At 32.3% G+C, this 22,767-nt stretch carries 24 protein-coding genes; 15 read left to right on the forward strand and 9 right to left on the reverse strand.

The features are described from left to right. A partial coding sequence (locus F0000_RS19455; RefSeq protein WP_149626395.1) for an IS4 family transposase occupies positions 1-782 on the reverse strand: 782 nt, incomplete at its 3' end. 984 nt (positions 783-1,766) lie between these two features. Between F0000_RS19455 and F0000_RS27860 the strand changes: the two genes are divergently transcribed. From F0000_RS27860 to F0000_RS19510, 12 genes are all read left to right on the forward strand, one after another. Continuing rightward, a complete protein-coding gene (locus F0000_RS27860; RefSeq protein WP_188112192.1) occupies positions 1,767-1,916 on the forward strand; it encodes a hypothetical protein in 150 nt (49 codons plus the stop codon). Between the two features lie 187 nt (positions 1,917-2,103). Next, complete coding sequence (locus F0000_RS19460) at positions 2,104-2,796, forward strand: LuxR C-terminal-related transcriptional regulator (protein ID WP_149626396.1); 693 nt, start codon at positions 2,104-2,106, stop codon at positions 2,794-2,796. A gap of 245 nt (positions 2,797-3,041) precedes the next feature. Beyond that, positions 3,042-3,572: a hypothetical protein gene (locus F0000_RS19465; protein WP_149626397.1), complete on the forward strand. Its 531-nt coding sequence runs from the start codon at positions 3,042-3,044 to the stop codon at positions 3,570-3,572. 556 nt (positions 3,573-4,128) lie between these two features. Next, positions 4,129-5,226 (forward strand): hypothetical protein, encoded by a 1,098-nt coding sequence (locus F0000_RS19470; protein WP_149626398.1) that lies wholly within the window; start codon positions 4,129-4,131, stop codon positions 5,224-5,226. Between the two features lie 273 nt (positions 5,227-5,499). After that, entirely contained in the window at positions 5,500-6,405 is a 906-nt protein-coding gene (locus tag F0000_RS19475) for a TOMM precursor leader peptide-binding protein (RefSeq protein ID WP_149626399.1), read from the forward strand. A gap of 40 nt (positions 6,406-6,445) precedes the next feature. Beyond that, positions 6,446-7,792: a YcaO-like family protein gene (locus tag F0000_RS19480; protein ID WP_149626400.1), complete on the forward strand. Its 1,347-nt coding sequence runs from the start codon at positions 6,446-6,448 to the stop codon at positions 7,790-7,792. 174 nt (positions 7,793-7,966) lie between these two features. Next, entirely contained in the window at positions 7,967-8,806 is an 840-nt protein-coding gene (locus F0000_RS19485; RefSeq protein WP_149626401.1) for a SagB/ThcOx family dehydrogenase, read from the forward strand. 155 nt (positions 8,807-8,961) lie between these two features. Then, positions 8,962-10,344, forward strand: coding sequence for a hypothetical protein (locus F0000_RS19490; protein WP_149626402.1), 1,383 nt, complete (start codon positions 8,962-8,964; stop codon positions 10,342-10,344). 25 nt (positions 10,345-10,369) lie between these two features. Beyond that, entirely contained in the window at positions 10,370-11,575 is a 1,206-nt protein-coding gene (locus F0000_RS19495) for an aromatic ring-hydroxylating dioxygenase subunit alpha (protein WP_149626403.1), read from the forward strand. A gap of 234 nt (positions 11,576-11,809) precedes the next feature. Beyond that, a complete protein-coding gene (locus F0000_RS19500) occupies positions 11,810-12,604 on the forward strand; it encodes an MFS transporter (RefSeq protein ID WP_149626404.1) in 795 nt (264 codons plus the stop codon). A 92-nt stretch (positions 12,605-12,696) separates the two neighbouring features. Then, positions 12,697-13,581, forward strand: a complete 885-nt coding sequence (locus tag F0000_RS19505) for an acyl-CoA thioester hydrolase/BAAT C-terminal domain-containing protein (RefSeq protein WP_149626405.1) — start codon at positions 12,697-12,699, stop codon at positions 13,579-13,581. Between the two features lie 402 nt (positions 13,582-13,983). Beyond that, the gene (locus tag F0000_RS19510; protein ID WP_188112194.1) at positions 13,984-14,595 is read left to right on the forward strand and encodes a hypothetical protein; all 612 of its coding nucleotides are present in this window, start codon (positions 13,984-13,986) and stop codon (positions 14,593-14,595) included. Between the two features lie 6 nt (positions 14,596-14,601). On the opposite strand, the gene aat is transcribed toward F0000_RS19510, so the two are convergent. The 3 genes from aat to F0000_RS19525 all read right to left on the reverse strand — a co-directional run bounded on the left by aat (position 14,602) and on the right by F0000_RS19525 (position 16,712). Next, positions 14,602-15,240: a leucyl/phenylalanyl-tRNA--protein transferase gene (gene aat, locus F0000_RS19515; protein WP_149626407.1), complete on the reverse strand. Its 639-nt coding sequence runs from the start codon at positions 15,238-15,240 to the stop codon at positions 14,602-14,604. A gap of 212 nt (positions 15,241-15,452) precedes the next feature. Next, positions 15,453-15,827: a DUF3127 domain-containing protein gene (locus tag F0000_RS19520; RefSeq protein ID WP_149626408.1), complete on the reverse strand. Its 375-nt coding sequence runs from the start codon at positions 15,825-15,827 to the stop codon at positions 15,453-15,455. A gap of 9 nt (positions 15,828-15,836) precedes the next feature. Beyond that, positions 15,837-16,712, reverse strand: coding sequence for a flavin reductase family protein (locus F0000_RS19525; protein WP_149626409.1), 876 nt, complete (start codon positions 16,710-16,712; stop codon positions 15,837-15,839). 142 nt (positions 16,713-16,854) lie between these two features. On the opposite strand from F0000_RS19525, the gene F0000_RS19530 reads away from it, so the two are divergent. Then, positions 16,855-18,039: a HAMP domain-containing sensor histidine kinase gene (locus F0000_RS19530; protein ID WP_149626410.1), complete on the forward strand. Its 1,185-nt coding sequence runs from the start codon at positions 16,855-16,857 to the stop codon at positions 18,037-18,039. 44 nt (positions 18,040-18,083) lie between these two features. Next, on the forward strand, positions 18,084-18,437 hold the full coding sequence (locus F0000_RS19535; RefSeq protein ID WP_149626411.1) for a hypothetical protein: 354 nt from the start codon (positions 18,084-18,086) through the stop codon (positions 18,435-18,437). Positions 18,438-18,527: 90 nt separating this feature from the next. Here F0000_RS19535 and F0000_RS19540 read toward each other — a convergent pair whose 3' ends face one another. From F0000_RS19540 to greA, 3 genes are all read right to left on the reverse strand, one after another. After that, positions 18,528-18,941, reverse strand: a complete 414-nt coding sequence (locus tag F0000_RS19540) for a thioesterase family protein (protein ID WP_149626412.1) — start codon at positions 18,939-18,941, stop codon at positions 18,528-18,530. A gap of 2 nt (positions 18,942-18,943) precedes the next feature. Further along, positions 18,944-19,333: an HIT family protein gene (locus F0000_RS19545; protein ID WP_149626413.1), complete on the reverse strand. Its 390-nt coding sequence runs from the start codon at positions 19,331-19,333 to the stop codon at positions 18,944-18,946. Positions 19,334-19,452: 119 nt separating this feature from the next. Next, a complete protein-coding gene (greA, locus tag F0000_RS19550) occupies positions 19,453-19,929 on the reverse strand; it encodes a transcription elongation factor GreA (RefSeq protein WP_149626414.1) in 477 nt (158 codons plus the stop codon). Between the two features lie 162 nt (positions 19,930-20,091). Between greA and F0000_RS19555 the strand changes: the two genes are divergently transcribed. Further along, positions 20,092-20,532: a hypothetical protein gene (locus F0000_RS19555; protein WP_149626415.1), complete on the forward strand. Its 441-nt coding sequence runs from the start codon at positions 20,092-20,094 to the stop codon at positions 20,530-20,532. Here the strand turns inward: F0000_RS19555 and moeB are convergent. Together moeB and thiH are read right to left on the reverse strand one after the other, a co-directional pair. Continuing rightward, positions 20,529-21,590, reverse strand: coding sequence for a HesA/MoeB/ThiF family protein (moeB, locus tag F0000_RS19560; protein WP_149626416.1), 1,062 nt, complete (start codon positions 21,588-21,590; stop codon positions 20,529-20,531). The genes F0000_RS19555 and moeB overlap by 4 nt on opposite strands. A 29-nt stretch (positions 21,591-21,619) precedes the next feature. Further along, positions 21,620-22,732, reverse strand: a complete 1,113-nt coding sequence (gene thiH / locus F0000_RS19565; RefSeq protein WP_149626417.1) for a 2-iminoacetate synthase ThiH — start codon at positions 22,730-22,732, stop codon at positions 21,620-21,622. Positions 22,733-22,767: the final 35 nt, after the last annotated feature.

Below are 22,767 nucleotides of genomic sequence, written 5' to 3' on the forward strand. Positions count from 1 at the left end.
TTGTAATCTTGATTAGCTTGTTGTGGTTTGTTCAAGGATATAATAATCAGGAATTCCCCTTTGTGTAGTTTGCATCCTGAAATGTAACACAGCTCTCCATTAAGAGATACGATTTTATCATAATGTTTATACTGACCTACTTTCAAGTCATTAAACAACCAGAATGCTTTTGTTTGTTTGTTCTTATGAGGCAAATAGACCATAAAATTATTACGGATACGGATATGGTATCGAATTTGATTATGGTTCAAAAAACCTATCCACTTCTCTCCTACAAACTCTCTATCGGCAACTAAGGAATCAATACACTCTTTTCCAAACAATTTGATAAACCGTTCTATTAGCGCTATACGTTCCTGACTATTGGAGTTTCCTCTTTTGTCAAGCATGGTAAAGAGCAGAGGAAAAGCAACAGCTTTATAAACAATACCTAACATAAATATATTAATATTGGTTTGCCCAAATTTCCAGTTGGTACGATCAATAGTTAATTTCACTTTATCTTGTTTCGGCAATAAGTTAAAAACCAATTTAGCAATCAGATCAGCTTCTAAGCTATACTCAGCTATAAAACGTTGAATACGCCTTAAAGAGGAGCTAGCATTAGTAGTAGTATCAAAACCATTGACTAATTTATCGAAGGTTACAGATTGTACTTTGCATAAGCTAGTAATGAAAAGTGCTATTAGCTTTATCCGAGCAAGATTTATTTTTCCTTGAAAATGAGTATTAAGAACAGAAGTTAATTCACTGTTTTTAGTGACAGCATTGGTTTTCTCCATTAGGTAAATAGGTCGAATTATTCATCTAATATACTGAAAATCAATGCTTTATTCTAAAAAAACCATACTTATTTTATTGATAATCAGTTAATTATATTTTTGTTATGTACTTAGAAAAAATTCTTTTTATTTCAAAAAGCAAAGGTTTTCTGGATATATATAAAGAGATAAGTAATTTCTTTATGGCAGATTTTATTCTTTATAAGAAAATAGATGGATCAAAAACTATCATCTTTATCGTGATAAGTATGCCTTTGGTTTTTGTAGGTATCAACAAATGATTTAATTGTTTTATCAATGATGTATACAAAATATTCTCACGGTGTTTCAAAGTAATGTTTTATTTTATTTTTAAGGTTAACTTTTTTGTTGAAGAACTTCCTGTATTTATCAAACATTTTGCCCCGTTTTCTGGAAAAAAGCTTACAAGTACTATTTGTTTTCTAGAATTCATCCTGATTTATAGGAATTTATGATATGAGGTTTCAGTTTCAAATATACCTTTGAGACAAATTATTAACCTTTAAATATTATAAAAATGAAAAAATCAAAAACTGAATATCCAGAAAGTAAATTAAGCTTGAACAAGATACAGGTTTATAAAATTGAGCACTTAAAAACAATTAGAGGAGGTCTAGGAGATAATGATGAAAAAAGAAAGAGTTTTATGCCTACTTGTCCTGTATGTACGTGAGACTAAAACTGTTTTATGAATGACACTTTATTAAAAAATGAAATTATGATTTTGACCTTGATTTATTTCGGTATTGAGATTTATTAATCTTTTAGTAATTAATACTATTTATGGCTGCTGTCAAGTACTATTAATAAAAGGATTTATCAAATTCAATACAAACTAAGTAGCAAACTATTAATAAGTACTAAGACTAGATTATTCACTTTTATTATAACCCATCACGTAAAAAGTGACTATGTATATTCAGAAGTATCGAGACGAATCAAGGCTCTATTAAATATGTAAATATGAAGACAAAAAGAAAATCAAATAGTATTGAATCTATGCATTTAGATACAGATTTTTCAATCTACGAAATTAAAGATCCAGAGTTCTTAGCAGTAATTTCTGATGTGATACATTATCCAAATGATTTTAATATTTCTATAGGCGATTAATGATAACAATGCTGTGTAGTCATATAAAAATTGAAAAGTTATCATAGGTTTTTTAATCTATATAAAGATGAATTAATTAACAACTCGATCCGAAGGGTTATAAATTGATTTTAAAATTTCCATCTCATTTTTGATAGAAGTTCCTCAAACGAAATGAATTTAATTAGTAACATGCAAATTTTGTAATATGCCATATAAAATTTTACATTTTGATGATTGTCAGATGACAAAATTAGGATTTAAGCAAATAACAAGTGATTATTCCCATATAGAGTTAGCATCGAATTATAAGGGAAATAATAATGAATATATACTAAGCTCTTTAACGAATCATAATCCAGATATATTAGTTATTAATTTGGATACTATATCTAATGACATAGTATCCAATATTTTAACTCATGTAACATGTAGTTATAGAAAAATACGAACTGTATTAGTTTCTAATTCTATATCGAAACATGTTTTTGAATCTTTTTTTGCCCAAGGTGTTTTAGGGTTTTTATATTTAAATTCTAAAAAACAGGATATTATAGATTGTATAAAAAAAGTATGTAGACAGGAAACATATATAAGTAACGAATTCAGAGAAAAATTTAGAAAAGATCAGAATACGGATAATTTTATTAAAGATGGTTTTAAAATATTAACCCCAAAAGAACTTAAGGTTATAGAACTTATAATTCTAGGAAAAACTAGTAATGAAATTGCAAAAATACTGCATAACAGTAAAAGAACTATTGAGACACATAGACAACATATAGCTGAGAAATTTGATATTTTAGGTCAAGGCAGATTGACTTTGTTTTTAATAAAACGAAAGGCACTTATTATAGAGCTTCTTAATAACTATCGAGTAATAGAACAAAGTAATAAATAATTGTATTTAAACAGATAAGCTATCAGATCAAAAGTCAGAAGAAATTTTAATAATTCCCAATAACTCATAACTTTTATCAATGCACTCTTGGTCAACAAGCCTTTAAACGCAATATATACCTAGTTTTAACAAATTAATATACCTATAAAGGATTAAAAAATGTATACAATTTTCTTTTTCACTTTTCCAAAACCGACTACACTTTTATTTATTCATTATTTATCATTTTCATGATCTATATACTTATGAAGTTATATAATGTTCTGAGTTTACATATTACAGCTATGAATGTCTTGATAAGAGGCAACAAATTACTGAGAGTTTTATTAAAAAAAGAAAGTCAAATTATGGTGCCTGCAGACCTATCTCCAATTTTATTGAATAAGACAAAGAAAAATAATACTTTTCTTATTATTAGCAACCCTAGCTCTTCTAAAGGTATTAAGTTCCATCAGAAAATAAATAAATCATTAAAATCATTTTCTTGTAATGAGATTCAATTTCACCTCATTTTAACATGTAATACCGATCAAGAAGAATTATATTATTGTATAAAAACTATTATAGAATATCAAGAAAAAAGAAAGATAGAGGTATATGAAATGGTAGCTGATTTATTTAAAACAAAAGATTATTCTAAGTGGATTCAAAAATATAATTTAAATCCAAAACATCAATTCGATCAACAAGTAGAATTAATAGCAAATAATCATATACAGTTTGCAAAGGAGCATATTTCCTATATACCTTATATTCTTTTTAGAAAAAATAACTGATATAAAAGGTGTCCAAAAAAATAGTTCTCCCTATTTAAATTATTACAATTACCATATTTACAGTGCTCCACATTCGATTTCGGCATCTAATGTTTATTCACCACTGTGAAATATTGTATTAAAAAGTGTTCCCTACTACAAAACAATTGCAAAGATCAATAGTGACAATCCCCTTTGACAAAAATATACGTAGCTCACACCTAATTGGAACGTTCTATTTTAAGATTTTTAGTAGATGGGTGAAATCTTATATGATTTTTCATTTAGGGTATTAGGTTTTGAAATTAACTTAGTTAGTCAAGATTAACTAAAATAAACGTTTTTCATAATAAAAAAATGATATCAATTAATAATGTATGGAGCTAATAACAATTGAGTAAATAATACCAAATTTTACAATTCTAATGGTTTATGAATCAAAACGATTTTATTACTAAAATTAACCTTTATACAATTCAATCCTATTTGAAAATACTCAAAATAAGTATATACACTTAGAGTAAGATGTGATAGAAATTATTTCTTTGAATCAATTATTAACATAATTTTTTTTAAAATGAAAAATTCAAAATCACTTAGTTTCTACGCTTCTGAGCAAGAAAATGCAAACGTAGAATTCGCAACGGATCTAACAGCAGGAGCTTGTAGCTGTTCTTGTGGAGTAGCCCCAGAGGAGAAATCTCTTAGTTTCTACGCTTCTGAGCAAGAAAACTCAAACGTAGAATTCGCAACAGATCTAACAGCAGGAGCTTGTAGCTGTTCTTGTGGAGTAGCGCCAGAAGAGAAATCTCTTAGCTTCTATGCTTCTGAACAAGAAAACTCAAACGTAGAATTCGCAACAGACTTAACCGCCGGAGCTTGTAGCTGTTCTTGTGGAGTAGCGCCAGAAGGGAAATCTCTTTCGTTCTACGCTTCTGAACAAGAAAATTCAAACGTAGAATTCGCAACAGACTTAACCGCCGGAGCTTGTAGCTGTTCTTGTGGAGTAGCTCCAGAGGAGAAATCTCTTAGCTTCTATGCTTCTGAACAAGAAAATTCAAACGTAGAATTCGCAACAGACTTAACCGCCGGAGCTTGTAGCTGTTCTTGTGGAGTAGCTCCAGAGGAGAAATCTCTTAGCTTCTATGCTTCTGAACAAGAAAATTCAAACGTAGAATTCGCAACAGACTTAACCGCTGGAGCTTGTAGTTGTTCTTGTGGAGTAGCTCCAGAGGAGAAATCTCTTAGCTTCTATGCTTCTGAACAAGAAAATTCAAACGTAGAATTTGCAACAGACTTAACCGCTGGAGCTTGTAGTTGTTCTTGTGGAGTAGCGCCAGAAGGGAAATCTCTTTCGTTCTACGCTTCTGAGCAAGAAAACTCAAACGTAGAATTCGCAACAGACTTAACCGCTGGAGCTTGTAGCTGTTCTTGTGGAGTAGCTCCAGAGGAGAAATCTCTTAGCTTCTATGCTTCTGAACAAGAAAATTCAAACGTAGAATTCGCAACAGACTTAACCGCTGGAGCTTGTACATGTACGTGTAGTTCTAGTAGTGGAGCTAGTATCGAAAAGAAACCTCTTAGTTTTTATGTTTCTGAGCAAGAAAATTCGAACATAGAATTTGCAACAGACTTAACCGCTGGAGCTTGTAGCTGTTCTTGTGGAGTAGTGTAGCTCAGAGGAGAAACCTCTTAGCTTCTATATTTCTGAGCTAGAATCTTCAGATATATAATTTACAACAGATGTAACAGCAGAAGCTTGTACTTCTACTTGTGAAGCTAGTATAGAAGAGAATCAATCTTCTATAAAAACAAATTGTAATCAGTAAAAGTTGCGCTATCTGTCTATGAGAGGGCAGGTAACGCAACTCTACTAAAATCAATAGTAAGTTACTAAAAATAATTTAAATAAAAAAGGGACACTTATTATTTGTCTGAATTTAAAAATATGGATACACAAAATTTAATTTTACACCCTGATACAGATTGGGTTAAAATAGATGAAAATCGAATTCAACTTCGTCAACCAGATGGAACGCATATTACCTTTGATAAGCATGCTACTGATATATCAAATGCGTTAACAGCACTTCGTTCTACAGAAATGAATGATGTTTCAGTAGATGAAGATATCATGAAACAATTAAAAGAATTGTTAGATTCAAAAGGGTTATTAGTCCAAGAAGATTACTCTTCGGTTTCGCAATTTCAAAGATTGATGGATTTGCATGGAACATCTGCAGGAAAAATAGATTTAGAATCTATCCCTACTTCAATAACATTTTTAGGTGATGGAAAATTAGCCTCTTTAACTAAAGAATCACTTAAAAAGTCAAACATCAAGATTACTGATAATCAAGACAGTTCATCTCTGATTATCGCCATTAGTGATCAGGAGGATCATAAATTCTTACGCAAAGCAAATGCTACTGCAGTAAAAAAGAATCAACCAATACTATTCTTTCGTTGGGCTCAGCGAAAATTTGTAATAGGCCCCTTTGTAATACCAAAACAAACAGCCTGTCTAGAATGTGCCTATAAAAGAGAATTAGGATCTAGCCTTTTTCCAGATGAACTGAAAGCATATTCGACTGGGGATGCTAAAAATTCACCTAGTTATGAAGGAGGTCTTGTATTGGATAATATGGCATCTGCATTAATTACCAGACATATAATGACTATTCTAGATGGCAATTATGATTTAGCTGGTCCTTCAAATATCGTAAAAGTAGACCCAGTTTATCTAAACATTAAATACTCTCCTATACTACGCTTACCTCGTTGTGGAGTTTGCAATAATACGGAAGATAAACCTAAAAGAACTATTAGAGAGCAATTCTCTGCAAAGGCTTAAATTATTCTAAAAGAGCTTATTTAAGAAAAAACATCACATTATGGACAACAAATTATCTACATTATTGGATCGTACATTGGATCCTGACTATGGAATTATTAGATATATAAAGGAAATTCCTTTAATGCCAGAAGAACCGGATATTTTTATCACAATCGCAGAGTTTCAAGACCCTTTTATCGTATCACCAGGTGCAGAAAAAAGGCTATTTACAATGGAAAGACAATCTGCCGGAGCATCTTTAGATAGGATATCTTCTATTTGGTCGGCAATTGGAGAGGGAATAGAAAGGTTTGCGGGCGCAGTATATGATCCTGAAAGCATCGCTTGGGCAGCATCCAAAGATTTACATGAAGATGACTTTGTTGATCCAAATAGTTTTATTTCTTTTAGCAAAGAGCAATATGACAACCCTAATATTAGATATAAGCGTCATGACCCTAATGTAGCTATCGGCTGGACCGAAGCAGAAAGATTGACGGATCACAAGACGGTACATTTCCCTGCTTCATTAGCCTTTTTTGCGTATCAACATAGACATGAAAGTGAGTATTTATCAGATGCTTACAGTACAGGCTTAGCATGTGGTCCTACCAGAGAATGGGCAGCATGTTCTGGTTTATATGAAGCTATAGAAAGAGATGCTTATTCATTACATTGGGCAGCAGAACAATCTCCAAAAAAAATTGACCTACAGCAAGCAATCGATTGCGCAGATCCTGATTTAAAAAAAATGCTATTACAGATACAGAGTCAAGAAATTGAACTGTTCCTTTGTGATATAACCAATGATATCGATGTTCCGGTAATTTTGGTAATAGCCAAAATTCCCAACCATCCAGGAATAGCGCTTGGAGCATCTGCAAATTTATGTGTCAAAACTGCATTAAAAAAAGCAGTAGTAGAATGTTTTCATACCTTCAATTGGTGTTTGATAATGCAGCAAGAAGATAGAATACAGCAAGAAGTCAGAAAAATAAAAAAAGAAGAAATTGTAATGTTTACGGAACATGTAAGGTACTACACGCAAAATAAGAAACAAGAGCGATTTGCCGAGTTTTTCTGGAAAACTACTGAAAGATCTACTCTATTAGATGGTTTATCAGCAACATCACCTAGTGAAGCTCTAGACCACTCACAACAGTTAGAAATCCTTATCTCTAAATTAGATAAGTTTGGATACACCCCATATCTGATTGATATTACTCCAGACGATGTTGCTAGCTTAGGTTTATACGTTACCAAAGCAGTGGTACCAGGTCTTCAACCTATGTGGTGTGGTTATGGGAGAGTCCCTCTTGATAGAAGACGTTTTGAACAGTTTTTGAAATATAAGGGTAGAGATCAAAACATTCCTATAAATGAAGAAATTCATCCATTTCCATAAATTCTTTTTAAAGTAATTATTACTTCAAAGTTCAAAAAAATAATTTAAACATCCTTATTATTCATAGACGCTCATATTTTTTTCAAATAAATATCTGGCTAAATGATTAGTTGTTGTTGATGCATATTAGCAATCAGGGGAAATAATAATATATTCTAAAATAAAAAACATCTTATGGAATCTAAAACTATAAATGATTATTTGGATACTAATACATCATTAGAGAAGGCTTATAGAAAAGAAATGAAAAATATGGTAGAAATTTTTCATGAAAACACGAAGCAATCCGATGCTCTTAAACCAATGAAGGTTAAAGCAATAATAAAACATCTTTATGATGGACTTCAGTTACAGGCAGATTCATTAAATCATAAATATTATACTTTAAAATCATCATTAAAACTACCACCGGCAAATCCAATAAATAACTCCTTCCATGAGGTTTCAACTCATAGAAAATCATGCCGAAATTATAAACCAGGCTCGTTATCCGATCAAGAATTATCAGATTTACTAGCTAGTTTACGAGTTACCAGAAAAGTGAAATCTGCAATTAATGAAAAGGCAAAATTACACTTTCGAACGTATGCTTCTGCAGGAGGATTATATCCTGTAGAGATATATGTATTAAGACCTAATAAGGAGTATACAAACTGGCGAAGCTATAATTATTCTCCAAAAAAACATGAACTAGCATTGATATCTCCTACTATAGATCCAAAAGAATTATATAAGAGTGTTGATGCTAATGATTCTTTTCAAGATATAGGAGCAATTATTGTTCTTACAGGGATATTCGAGCGCAGTTTGCACAAATATGGCTCATTAGGGTATCGTTTTACACTTACAGAAGCTGGAGGGATACTACAACAACTTGGGCTAGCAGCGACAGGATTAGGCTTGGGTTCTATTATTTGGGGAGGAGCAAATGATGATAAGGTCAATCAGATGCTTCAAATAGACGGAGTAGATGAAACGATGTTGAATTGTTTTTTTGTAGGAAAAACAAGGTAGAAATATATATTTCTTTTAAATCTAATTCCTTAAGAGATATCTTATCAAAAGAGAAAAGTTTGAAAACTTAACATTCTTACTAAGGAAATTAGTACTTGAATAAATACCTCGTGTACCTGCATTGAGGAGCTTTATTAATAAAAAATTATAAAATGATGGAAACTTTAATAGAAAAAACACCAAGGCAATTATTTAAATCCCTTTTTGTGTTTGCAGCTCAAGAGTCATGGATAAAAGCAAGAGAGATTGCAGAAGAGCTAACTAATCGGGGAGCTCAAGGGTTATGGTTGAATCTGGCATTTGATTTGGCAGATGGTTTCAAAAAAATAACAAGATTATCAGACAAACTCTTTTTATTAGGGAATAATGTATTAATACCTGAAGAAATAACACTGATTGAAGAAGCACTTACTTGGGTACAAGATAAACTTCAATTACCTATACCGCTTTTGATCATTGATATTTGTCCAGATGGAACACCTCTTCATACAGTTACAGGAATCAATGGTCTTGGTTTTATTGCATCAAGTAAATCTGATATAAAAAACAAAGATCTTATGATTCATGAAATTACTCATTGTAATTTAATGTCTCGTTCTTTATTTTTAGATGAAGGGCTGGCAACTCTTTTTCAATACCAAGCACTTAATGATAAAGTACTTAAAGAAGTAAAATATTGGGATAGGCCAAGCTTATCAGCACTTGTGGAAATTGAATGGAGAAATGACCCTTATTTTTCAAGAGTGCTTCCTGCCAATAATTATAATTCAATAGATCATTCTAGTAATAGTGATTTAAGGGTACATTTTTTAGCAGCTTTTCTTATTGAAAAAATGATTCAAAAAACATCTTTAAATACCTTAGTACAGACTTTTAAAAAAATTAAACCAAAATTAAGAGAGGGTAGAGGGGCTAAGGTTTTTCAGGATATTTTTTCAATAGACTTATGGGCGCTGGATTTAGAAATCATAAAGAGCATGGAAGTTGCTATCAAACCACCTTCTAATGAAGCTACCTTAGAAGTAGCAACAAAAGCTCTTGCTGAAAATGATGAAGAGACTGCAAATCTATGGTTACCTATTGCAAGAATAAAAGCATATGAGAGTAATGATGATTTAATTGCCTTAATCAAAATATTAATTGTACTTGGTAATAGAAGAGAAAAGCCATCTGAAAGGGCACATTATAGAACTGAAGCATTAGCTGCTATGAATTGGCTCGAATCAAAAGAAACCAATGATCGGATATTAGATTTTTTCGATGCATATAAATATCTTTTTAAGATACGTAACGCTGGGCATGCTATCGAAATAGGTGCCTTATCGGCACAAGCTAGTAAAGTTTTTAAGGCATTACTTTTAAAAAACCCAGAAGACCCAGAAATTATTATCGCTAGCGCAAAAGCGCAAATACGAGCAAAGTATGATTTTATCTCCTTTTCAGATTGGAAAGAAATGCTCAAAAAGACAAAGTCTTATCCACAATTTAAGAAAGCTGTGGATATATTAAAAGCAGAACATTCAAGATTTGTAGAATAATTTTAATCCTAAAAAATCAGAAGAGATGGAAGATTTTAGCACCACTACTGTGGCTATCAACAAGGAGGAAACTAAATCATTATCAGGTAATGCTTATACAGATCCAGAAATTTTTAAGCGCGAACGTTATGGATTGTTCCGTTATTTACCAATAATGGCAACACCTGTTTGTTTGTTACCCAAAAAAGGAAACTATGTAGTTTCTGATATTGCATCAGAAAGTGTAATAGTAACAAGAAATGAAAAAGAAGAGATTCAAGCATTGGCGAATACCTGCCGTCATCGAGGGAAAAAGCTATTAGAGAATGATATCAGTCCTGTAAAACCCCAAAAAGGACTTAAATCCATTGTATGCCCCTATCATGCCTGGAAATATGATCTTGATGGTAAATTAGTAATAGCCCGTGGAGATCAGGCCAATGCATCATTTAAACACCTTTGTTTACGTAAATTACAGATACAAGAATCTGCCGGTTTAGTTTTTTATCATGCATATAATGAACAATATGAACAAGTAAAAAATTTAGAAAATATTTTAGGTACTCTTAAGCTAAATAAAGCTAAAATTAGTGTAAGAAAAACGTATCATGTAGCAGCAAATTGGAAACTCTGGACAGAAAACTTTTTAGAGTGTTGGCACTGTGCTCCCAATCATCCTGAATTAAGAGAAGTTAAAGGATTTATCGACCAATTTGAAGCAGGTAGAGAAGATTTATATGTAAATGATGCTATTAATTGGGGTATACAAGCTAAAAAGAAAGGATGGATACAACCTGTTGATGTTGATTTTCATGTGGATAGTAATTTGTTTCATTTTAACACAAATATGCCGTTAGGTGGAGACACATTGACTGCTAGTAAAGATGGTAAAAGAATGGGAGCCACATTAGGAAATGCTGATGGTCTAGAAGGAGGAGCCATATTTGGTTGTATAGGACCTTTCTTATTTTATATAGCTTATGTTGATTATGTAGTGCTTTTTACTATAAAACCAAAATCCGTAACAGAGACTGATGTTGAACTTATATGGATGACAGCTGAAGATTTTTATGCTTCAGAAGAAGAATTGACTTGGTTATGGGATACAACTATTCAGCAAGATATAAAGCTGGTAGAAGAAACCCAATCAGGTGTTTCTTCACTTCATTACATATCAGGGCCTTTTCAAGAGGATGAATATCGTACCAAAGGGTTTACTTCTTGGTGGAAACGATGGAATCAAAAGCAATAATATCATTTCTGACTTAAAATTACTCGAATAAAACACTGATGTTTTTGGTTTAGGCAAAAAAGAGCAAATTTCAGTAAGAAGTTTTTGATCAGAAATGATGCCATTAAAATTAGAAAATAAAATATTGTGAAGCTAAAGAAAAACAATAAGTACATAACCTCTATTTTATTTACTACGCTGTTGATTAATTCTTTTGATTTCGGAATCATTATTTAGATTAAGCCCCAACTCATTATGGATATAACCGGAGAAAGTCTATCAAGTACAGCAAATTGGACTGGACACCTAATGCTTGGATATGCCTCAACCAGATTTATATCTAGCCCTATGACAGCTTCATTATCTGATATTTATAAAAGAAGACCTTTATTATTAATTATGGATTTTGCTCAACACATAGAATTACTTTTTATTGCCTGGATATTTTCGGGAATTTTTGGAGCTACTTTTGCCACAACTAATCTTTGTATAGCAAATACTTCTCCCAAGGAAAAAAGAACTGTCAATTTTAGCATTATCAGTTCTGCATTCGGATTAGGTTTAATGATAGATCCTTCATTAGGAGGTTTTATTGGAGAGTATTTTGGCACAAGAGCTCCATTATTTTTTGCATCTGGAGTATCTGCAATTAATCTATTATTAGGATATATATTTTTAACGGAGACTATGGAATTCAAAATTCAAAGAAAAATATTCTGGAATAAATTAGCCCCTTTTGGGATATTAAAAAGAATAAGATTGTCTTCTATACCTATCCAATTTTTGTATGCTTTTTTCTTATTACAATTAGCATTTCATTCGCGTACAACGACTTGCACATACGATATGATAGTTAAATTTAACTGGAGTTTTTCTCGGATAGGTTGGTCATTAATGGAGGTGGGAAGAAAAAATGTACTTGTACAAGGAGAGGTAAATCGAATATTAATACCAAAAATTGGTGAACGTAAGTCTATTATATTAGAGACCTCTTTTTTTATCGGCAATTCTAGTAATTATTTCTATGATTCTTCTCTTTATAGTATTTAATAAAAAACTATCAACTATTTAGCATCTCAGGTTATTTTGAAAAGTAAAATGAATAAAGGTTTTAATCGTAGTGTAATCTTAAAAATAAAAATATGAATACTGAAAAACAAATAGTTAAAGTTACTTCTTTAAGAAATTTTGATGATATTGGTTTTGAAGCTGATTATTTTCAATCTAGTATAAAAGGAAATTATGGAATTATAATACTTGGCGGATCAGAAGGAGGAAAACCAACACATCTTGCAAATAAGATAGCTTCATTAGGATATTCTGTATTGTCATTAGCTTACTTCAATGAAGGAGAGAAAATAAATAAAGAGCTAGAAATGATCCCATTAGAGTATTTTGATGCTGCAAAAAACTGGTTCTTAAAAAGGGATGAAATAAAACAAGATGGATTACTGATTGTAGGCTGGTCTAAAGGAGCAGAACTTGCATTGGTGCTAGCGTCTTTAGACAATAGTTATAAAGGCGTTATTGGAATAGCCCCAAGTTCAGTCGTTTGGCCAGGAATTATTAGGGATTGGTCTAGACCCCCCTTGTCTAGTTGGAGTAAAGATGGAAAACCACTACCCGCTACACCATACAAGACGCAATCAAAACCTATGCAAAGAATTACTGATTTATATAAAGAATCTCTAATTGATATGACCCCTCCTATTAATCATACAATTGACTACAGCAAAATAAAAGTTCCTACACTTTTATTTAGTGGAAGTCTCGATATCATATGGCCAGCAGATATTATGGCAGAAGCTATATGTAAAGAAATAAATGAGATCAATAAGAAAAAATCATTGTGTACTCATTTCAACTACAAAAATGCCGGGCATTTATTAGATGAAAAGTATAATTTAGGAGGAACAAGAGAAAATAATAATAAGGCAAACAAAGACTCTCTCGATAAAATTAAACAATTTTTAAATTGTATAAACCAGAATTACTTGGAGATACAAAAACAAAAATTAACTAGTTAATACTAGCCTAAAAATATATTTTTTACATATAAACACCCCTACAAAAATCTTTATAAACAATAAAAAAAACAGAAAATGGATGATTTCAAAAAAAGGAAGTCGTAAAATTAAATGCTCTAGGTTTTGCCTCATACGATTTATAACTAAAAATTTCGCATATTCATCGTTTCTTTTTCCTTTCTACTTCGTTTAAAAAATAAACCGTAGCTATAGCTATGCTTGATTTTTTTGCCTTGCATAAAGAAAAAATAATTCAATGAATTTATACGAATTTTTTAATCACAAATCGTATCAATAGCATCGAAATTACCTGAAATATCTATTCATGCGCAAAAAGCAAATGGTTATCAGGGAAATTGGAACCCTTCCACAAAGATTAATTGGGATGCATTTTTAGAACAATTGACTAAAATTGCTAAAACTCAGCACAACCTACTCTGGAATCAAAAAAAATATATTGAACAGGCTCAAAAACTCTTACATCAATATAATTTTGAAGCATTTAAAAATGTTCGCGATGCTTTTGACAATTACAATGATGCCACTTCAGAAACTTCAGATTTCATAAACTTACATTATGAAATCGATTTTCAGATTTCACTTTTTCAATTAGAAAAAGGTGAATCCTTCTCCCACCACGATCACCCATCTATGAGTGGGATTACAAATGTTATATCAGGAGAGCTACAAATTAAAAATTATAACTTAGTAAGTCAGTTAAATAAATCTAGAAAAGTCATTTTACAAGGCGAGAAAAAAACTATCCGTAAATGTACAATTCAAGAAGTTAGTGATAAGATTTTAGCCCCGAATAGTTTTAGTAGCTTGACTACTACTAAAAGAAACATTCATTCTGTAATATCCAATGATTTTACTCAATTAGTTGATATTTTTACTCCAGCTTATAACTCTGCGACTAGACCTATTAATTATAATGTAGATGAAAGTGGTTTCTATCAAAACAAAAAAGGACTCTTTGTTGCCGAATATGAAGACTTTACTCTAATAGATTAAAAACATTTACTTTAAGTAGTTCATAAATGTGTCTCTTGTAATTTCTTTTGCTCCCAGGCTCGCCAGATGATCTGTATACACCTGACAATCTATTAACCGCACTTCTTTCTCTTTTAAAAAAGAGACCAGTTTGATAAAACCAAATTTAGAGGCATTACTTACTTTAGAAAACATACTTTCCCCACAAAATATTTTTTTATCCTCTAACCAAATACCATATAACCCTCCTACTAGTTGTGAATCTTGCCATACTTCTACAGAAATGGCATAACCCATTTTATGAAGTTCTATATAAGCTTTCTGCATATCTGGAGTTATCCAGGTACCTTGCTGATCACTTCGACTTATGGTAGCACAGCTTTTAATCACATTCTTAAAATTAGTATTAAATGTAATATCAAAAATATCTTTCTTAATTAGCTGACGCATACTTTTACTTATTTTGAGCTCATCAGGGAAAAGAACCATTCTTGGATCTGGACTAAACCACAAAACAGGCTGATTTTCATCATACCAAGGAAAAATCCCGCTATGATATGCAGCGAGCAATCTGGAAGTAGACAAATCTCCTCCTAATGCCAACAATCCATCTTCATTAGCAAAAGATACGGGAGGGAACTTTATGGAATTATTAAGAATATACAAGCTAAAAAACTAAATGTTTCTACAACGTTAAATATCAATTAGTTGTTTGAATTGATCAAAAAAATCGTAATATTTGTTGGAACCTTTTAAGATAAATTTTGTTCATCATTGCTTTTTTGAGTTTTATTAAAAGGTTAATCTAAAACCACAATATGAAAAGTCCGATACATGTGTATCGGACTTTTTGCTATTATATTATATTATGAGATGACTTAAAATGGTAAGTCATCGTGATCTTCTTCTTTAAGATCTGTAGCTGGTTCAAAAGCATCTGCAGGTGGCACTGGACTTGGCCCAGAAGGAGCTGCAGCCTGAAGGTTTTCTATTCTCCATCCCTGGATAGAATTAAAATATTTTGTCTCTCCTTGAGGGTTTACCCACTCGCGACCTCTTAAATTAATACTAATTTTCACATCCTGACCTACCTGAAAGCTGTTTAATAAATCACATTTATCTTGAACAAACTCTACCATTATGTGCTGCGGATACTGTTCTTCTGTGGTTACTACTATCTCACGTTTTCTAAAACCATTGTTCCCAAAAGTTTGTGTCTCACCGACCATCTTTACTTTACCTTGTACTTCCATCTTAATTTATTATTGTATTGCTGCTAAAATATACCACGCAGTATTTACATCATCCATTTCTAAATACTGTTGTGCAAATTTATGAATTTCTATTAGGTTAGCCCCCTGAATCTTACTCATAATATCACTATTGTTATTAACAAATGTTATGACAGCACTCTTTTCAGGGATTCCTTCTACATTCGCTAGTTTCGCTAGATCATTTCCTGTAAACACCTTACTATTCTTTATAACTTCTGGCAAAGCGTCAAAACCCATACCTATAGAAATCAAAGGCTTAGAAACTTCAAACATCCCTTTATTAGCTCTTGTATACCAGTTACCACCCATACGCGCAACCTGATCTATTTTATACGGATCAATGTTTCCATTTGCATCCAATACCTCTTTTTTGATATGCATCAAAAGTACTTCGCAAATAATAAGATTACCTGCTCCACCCTCTGTTCCCAAAGGAACTATTTCATTCACTTTGCACTCAAACTGTACTGGTGCTTCTCCTACTCTAAACGGTTTTATTTTTTCAGAATCCACCATAGTTAATCCAGATTTCTCAAACTCATTGATCCCTTTAGGGTATTCTGTACTTGACAATGACATTTGCTGTACTATGGTGTGATTTACAATATTAATCACCACTTCTCTGATTGCCATTGTATTCTCTAAGGTGTGCTTTGTTGTATTATCTCTTACCCTTCTGGCTGGAGAAAAGATAAGAATTGGTGGATTTGCACTAAACACATTAAAAAAACTAAAAGGTGAAAGGTTAGGAATTCCTTCGCTATCTATTGTGCTTGCAAAAGCTATAGGTCTGGGACCAATAGCACCAAGCATCATTCCATGTAATTCTTTTATGGAAACTTGTGTTGGATCAATACGAATCATAAATAAATTATGTATATAAACAAAGATAATTAAAGTTTTGATCTCAGACTTAATCTTATTTGGTGTCTTTTCTTAACTATTAATTAAACAATAAAATTATTTTAAAACGTTTATATTTAAGATTCGTTAACACTCCTTTTGTATGAATTTTTCTGACGAGCGTCATCTATCAAGTTATTTTATCATTTTTGCGGTTCTGGTTATCACAGGCCTCGTATTATGGAACACTTCTTTATTTCTTCAACGATTAAAAAAGGATGAAACTACCAAAATGCAGGTCTGGGCACAATCGTATAAAGCCTTAAATAGTATACAAGAAGACCACTATCTAGACCTATCCAATCTAATCAATCAAACCAACAGTACAATTCCTATTATTATAACCGATGGCGAAGGAAACCTATTGAGAGATGATAAAAATGAAATAATCCGAGATGGCAAAATAAAAAATTTACCTGATAATTTATCAGAAGAAGAACTTCTGGAGTACTTAGAGGAAATGAAATCAGAGAATCAACCCATCGTATTAGACTTAAAAACCAGTATTCAATATGTCTATTTTGGGAATTCATCTATTCTTAATAAACTACGATACTACCCAATTGCCATTGCCTTGATTCTTTTTCTTTTGATTGGTGTTATCTACTTCTTTTTTACTACATCTAAAGCTAGTGAACAGAATAAATTATGGGCTGGAATGGCAAAAGAAACTGCGCACCAGATAGGAACCCCATTATCTTCATTAGTAGGTTGGAATGAAATATTGAAAGGAGAACATGTAAATCCTGAGTACATTGTAGAAATAGAAAAAGACATTTCCAGATTAAAAGTAATAACAGAACGATTTTCTAAAATAGGATCCATTCCTAACTTAGAAGAAGTAGACATTGTAGCAGAGACAAGAGAAGCATATACTTATCTTCAATCCAGGAGTTCTAAGTTGATTAACTTTTCTCTAGACCTACCCGAAAAACCTATTTCAGTGGATCTAAACTCTCAGCTTTATAGCTGGACCATAGAAAACCTAGTTAAAAATGCGATTGATGCTATGCGTGGTAAAGGTGGTCTAAGTGTTTCTCTTACAGATGACACTAAACGAGTATTTATAAAAATTAAAGATACTGGAAAAGGAATCCCAAAAAGTAAATTTACCAAAATTTTTGACCCTGGATATACATCTAAAACTCGTGGCTGGGGACTTGGACTTTCTCTTGCCAAAAGAATTATTGAAGAGTATCATTCCGGAAAAATTAAAGTACTTAAATCCGATATGGGCAAAGGTACTATATTTCAGATTACACTACGTAAATCTGATGCCTCCTCATAACATAAGTAACCGTAAAACGTTATACATATTCTAAACTCAACAAAGTGAAAACCGAATATATCGTTCTAAAAGAAACAATTCTTAATAATAATTGTCCTGAGTGCTATGCTACAGAAAGTCTTCTACTTTCTTTTAAACAAGAGAAGGTATTTTCCAGACTCGTTATTAAAACGAAAAAGACAATTGTAGAACAAATGGATTGTAAACAGTGTGAAACTACCATTTTTCCGGGAAGATGGACTGATGATATCGAGCGGGTATATGAGTATCACAAAAAAACACTGCAACCTAAACCAAGTTCTACAAGATTTACAAATACTACTTATCTACTATTATTGTTGTTTTTCCTATTATGTCTTTCTCTATCTATATACCTATATCGCTCTGACTTTCTTTAGAAATCATATACTTTTATATACCATTTCAGGATTTAAAACCGCCCAGTATAATTTGCTTTTTATTTGAGCATTTCAGAACCTGAAATGGTATTACATATATTGCTTCATAATTTCTCTTAATGTATCAGAAATCAAAAAGGTTTTATCTTCGTTAAAATCAAAACAAACTGCTACATCCTGACCTTCTCCACAGAGAGTACCTGAATCATTGTATAATTTATGTGATAACCCAAAGCTAGAATTTTTAATAAATGCTACTTTGGTTTTGATCAAAACATTTCCTGGAAAAAACAAAGGATGTTTAAAATCACATTTAGTAGAGACCAACATAGGCCCTTTTTTCTTTTCAGAATATAAGTTTGATAATCCAGAAACCTCCCAAAACTGAACACGTGCACTCTGCATATATTTCATGAAATTTACATTATTCACATGCTGGTAGGTATCCATTTCACTCCAATCAATTCTGAGCCTTAAGGATAATTTAAAATCTGAAGAGTCCATTCTTATAAATTAGACTGAATTCTAGCCGCTATCGATTCAAATTCACCCGGAGACATAGATACTTTATGCTCAAATGTAATTTCTTTCATGTCATTTAATGGGATCAAGTGCACGTGAACATGAGGAACTTCTAGTCCTACAACAGCAATTCCTACTCGCTTACAGCTAATAGTTTTCTCAAGAGCCTTTGCAATTTTACGAGAAAATCGCATAAGTTCTATATACTCCGATTCCTTGAGATCGAATAACTTATCTTCTTCTTTTTTAGGAATACATAGTGTATGTCCTATCGCATTAGGATTAATATCCAAAAATGCATAGAAATTATCATCCTCAGCGATTTTATAAGAGGGTATCTCGCCTTTTATGATTTTAGTGAACAGGGTAGACATTCATTAAAATTTTTATTGGTTTATATATGTGAAATATAGGGTATTTATTGAGAATTAAAAACCATAAAAAAGCCTTTCTTTTAAAAATTAAAAAAAATTACATAACCTGTTTAATACTACTATTCTCTTGTGATTTCTACAACATCAAACTTCATAACCCCATTAGGCACCTGAATTTCTGCTACTTCTCCTATACTCTTACCTAAAAGACCTTTGCCTATAGGAGAGTCTACAGATATTTTTCCTGTTTTTAGATCCGCTTCACTCTGTGCTACCAACTTATACGTCATTTGCGCTCCATTCGTCTGATTTTTAATCTTTACAGTAGAATGTATCAAAGCCTTTGAAGTGTCTAATTGAGATTCATCAATTAGTCGTGCACTGGATAATGTTTCTTCTAGCTTAGAAATTCTCATTTCTAATAATCCTTGTGCTTCTTTTGCTGCGTCATACTCAGCATTTTCACTCAAATCTCCTTTATCACGGGCTTCTGCTATTGCCTGAGATGCCTTTGGTCTTTCTATATCTTTGAGATTACTCAACTCATCTCTTAATTTTTTTAGCCCTTCTGCACTGTAATAAGATACTTTGCTCATAACTTCATCGTTTATATAAATACAAAAAATCCCACGGGTATGGGACTTTAACTCTAAAACAAATATACTAAAAAAAAATGCCTAATCACATTTTTACTTAATTTGGCTTGCTAAAAATTTTGTCTAAATATATTTATATATTGTAATGCATAAAATATGAAAATGAAAAAGTTTATATACACCCTGCTTATTATAGTATTCTCACTCTCATGCAGTAGTGATGATACTAGAACAGATAATCCTTTCTTACCCAATGTCCAGGTTAATTTTCAGATTAACCTCAACCTGCCTCAATATACTGCCCTTAAGTTTCCTGGAGGTGTTTTTGTTGATCAAACGGACGGCAGAGGAATAAAAGGAGTTATTATATATAACGCTAATAATGAACAGTTTTTTGCTTATGAGTTAAGTGATCCTAATGTAGAAGCCAGTCGTTCTTGCTCTGCTCTAAAAGTAAATGGAACCAGAGCATCGTCTAACTGTGGAAATGACAATCAATATGAAATTTCATCATTTGGTCAACAAATAAGTGGCGAAGGGAATTTTCCGCTATTAGCATACAGAGCTGTCAAACAAGGAAATACCATATCCATCACTAATTAATATGAAGAAAATCCATTTTTAAGATTAAATAAATCCAGATCCTTTCTATATTCTGAAATAATCTCTATTGCTTTTTTGCTTCGCAGTCCAGATTGGCAACAAACAACAATTGGCTTCTTATTATTTAATTCTGAAGTTCTATGGATCAACATTTCTAAAGGAATGTGAGTTCCTCCTATATTAAAATCATTAAATTCTTTTAAAGATCTAACATCTAAAATGTGATAATTATCTTTGTTCTCTTTTAGATCTACTCCTGAGATTTCCTGTAATTTTATAGAGTGTACTCCACAGAAAAACTCATAATCTTCTTCGAGCTCATAGATCTCGATATCCTGATTTTTTTTGAAACTCAAGATTTGTTGTTGCAATGTCAATGCATCAAAATAAAGAAGTTTTCCTTTTAAGACTTCCCCAACACCTGTAATTATCTTTATCACTTCATTTGCTTGTAAGCTACCAATAATCCCTGGCAATACTCCCAAAACTCCAATATCAGAGCAATTAGGAACTGCTCCGGATTTGGGAGGCACAGGAAATAAACAGCGGTATGTAGGTCCCTGGTTATAATTAAAAACAGAAACTTGCCCCTGAAATTTAAATATAGACCCAAATACTAAAGGTTTATCTGCTATTATACAAGCATCATTGACCAGATATCGTGTGGGAAAATTATCACTCCCATCGACAATAATATCATATCCTGAAAAGAGATCCAATGCATTATCTACCTCCAATTTTTCCTCAAATACTTTAAAAAAAACAAATGGATTTAATCTGGACAATCTTTCTGATGCTACTGCCGCTTTTGATCTTCCTATATCATCTACAGTATACAAAATCTGGCGTTGCAGATTCGTTTGATCTACCTCATCATCATCAACAATTCCTATGGTTCCGACACCTACTGCAGTAAGGTACTGAAGTATAGGACACCCTAATCCACCAGCTCCAATCACTAAAACCTTGGCTGATTTAAGTTTCTCCTGCCCTTCAATCCCTATTTCTTCCAGAAGAATGTGGCGACTATATTGTATATTTTCTTCGCTTGTAAGCATAACGGTTTTTTAAAAATAGTATTTCTTTCTTATTGCCAGTTATGAGCCCAATCTTTCCAAACCACCTCTAACCCCTTGTTTTTAAGCATCTCTACTACCTCTTCTGTAGAACGCTCATCTGATATTTCGAATTGCTCCAGAGATTGAGGCTCTACTACATATCCGCCAGGATTAGTTTTGGATTCTGCACTGATGGAGGTAATACCAAGATTCACTATATTTTCTCTGAACACTTCACTTTCTCTAGTAGACATAGACAATTCTACATCTTCATCTAATAATCTAAAAGCACAAATAAGTTGTACTAAATCTGTATCAGTCATTGCCACTTTTGGTTCCAATCCACCGCTATGCGGTCTTAGCCGGGGAAATGATATAGAATACTTTGTTTTCCAGTATGTTTTCTGTAAATACTCTAGATGTAGTGCTGTAAAAAAACTATCTGCACGCCAATCCTCTAGCCCAAATAAAGCGCCTAATCCTATTTTATGAATCCCTGCTCTACCTAAACGATCTGGTGTTTCTAATCGATATTCAAAATTAGACTTTCTTCCTTTAGGGTGATGCTTTTTATATTCTTCTCTATGATATGTTTCCTGATATACCAATACAGCATACAAGCCATTATCAATTAACAACTCATACTCAGACTGATCCATAGGCTGGACTTCTATGGTAATATTAGCAAATTGGGATTGTATGAGTCTGATTGCATTATTAATATAAGCTACTCCAACGGTCTTATTAGCCTCTCCCGTTACTAATAATATGTGATCATATCCTTTTGATTTTAGAAACGCCGCCTCTCTTAAGATCTCTTTATCTGTCAGAGTTCTTCTTGCAATTTTATTGGTCATACTAAACCCGCAATAGGTACAGATATTCTGGCACTCATTACTTAAGTACATCGGAGCATACATTTGGATTGTATTTCCGAAACGTTTCTTTGTGATCTGATAACTCAACTGCGCCATTTGTTCTAAATATGGAGTAGCTGCCGGAGAAATTAATGCTTTAAAATCTTCTAAACTTCTTTTCTCACTATCCAATGCCCTCTGCACATCATCCTTCGTTTTAGAAAGAATCTCTGAAAGTGTTTGATCCCAGTTGTAGGTATCGAATGTGTTTTTGAATGTTTTCATTATTTATAATAGCATTTAGCGATTAGCTTTTTTTG

The sequence above is a fragment of the Aquimarina sp. RZ0 genome (genome assembly GCF_008370685.1).
GTDB lineage: Bacteria > Bacteroidota > Bacteroidia > Flavobacteriales > Flavobacteriaceae > Aquimarina.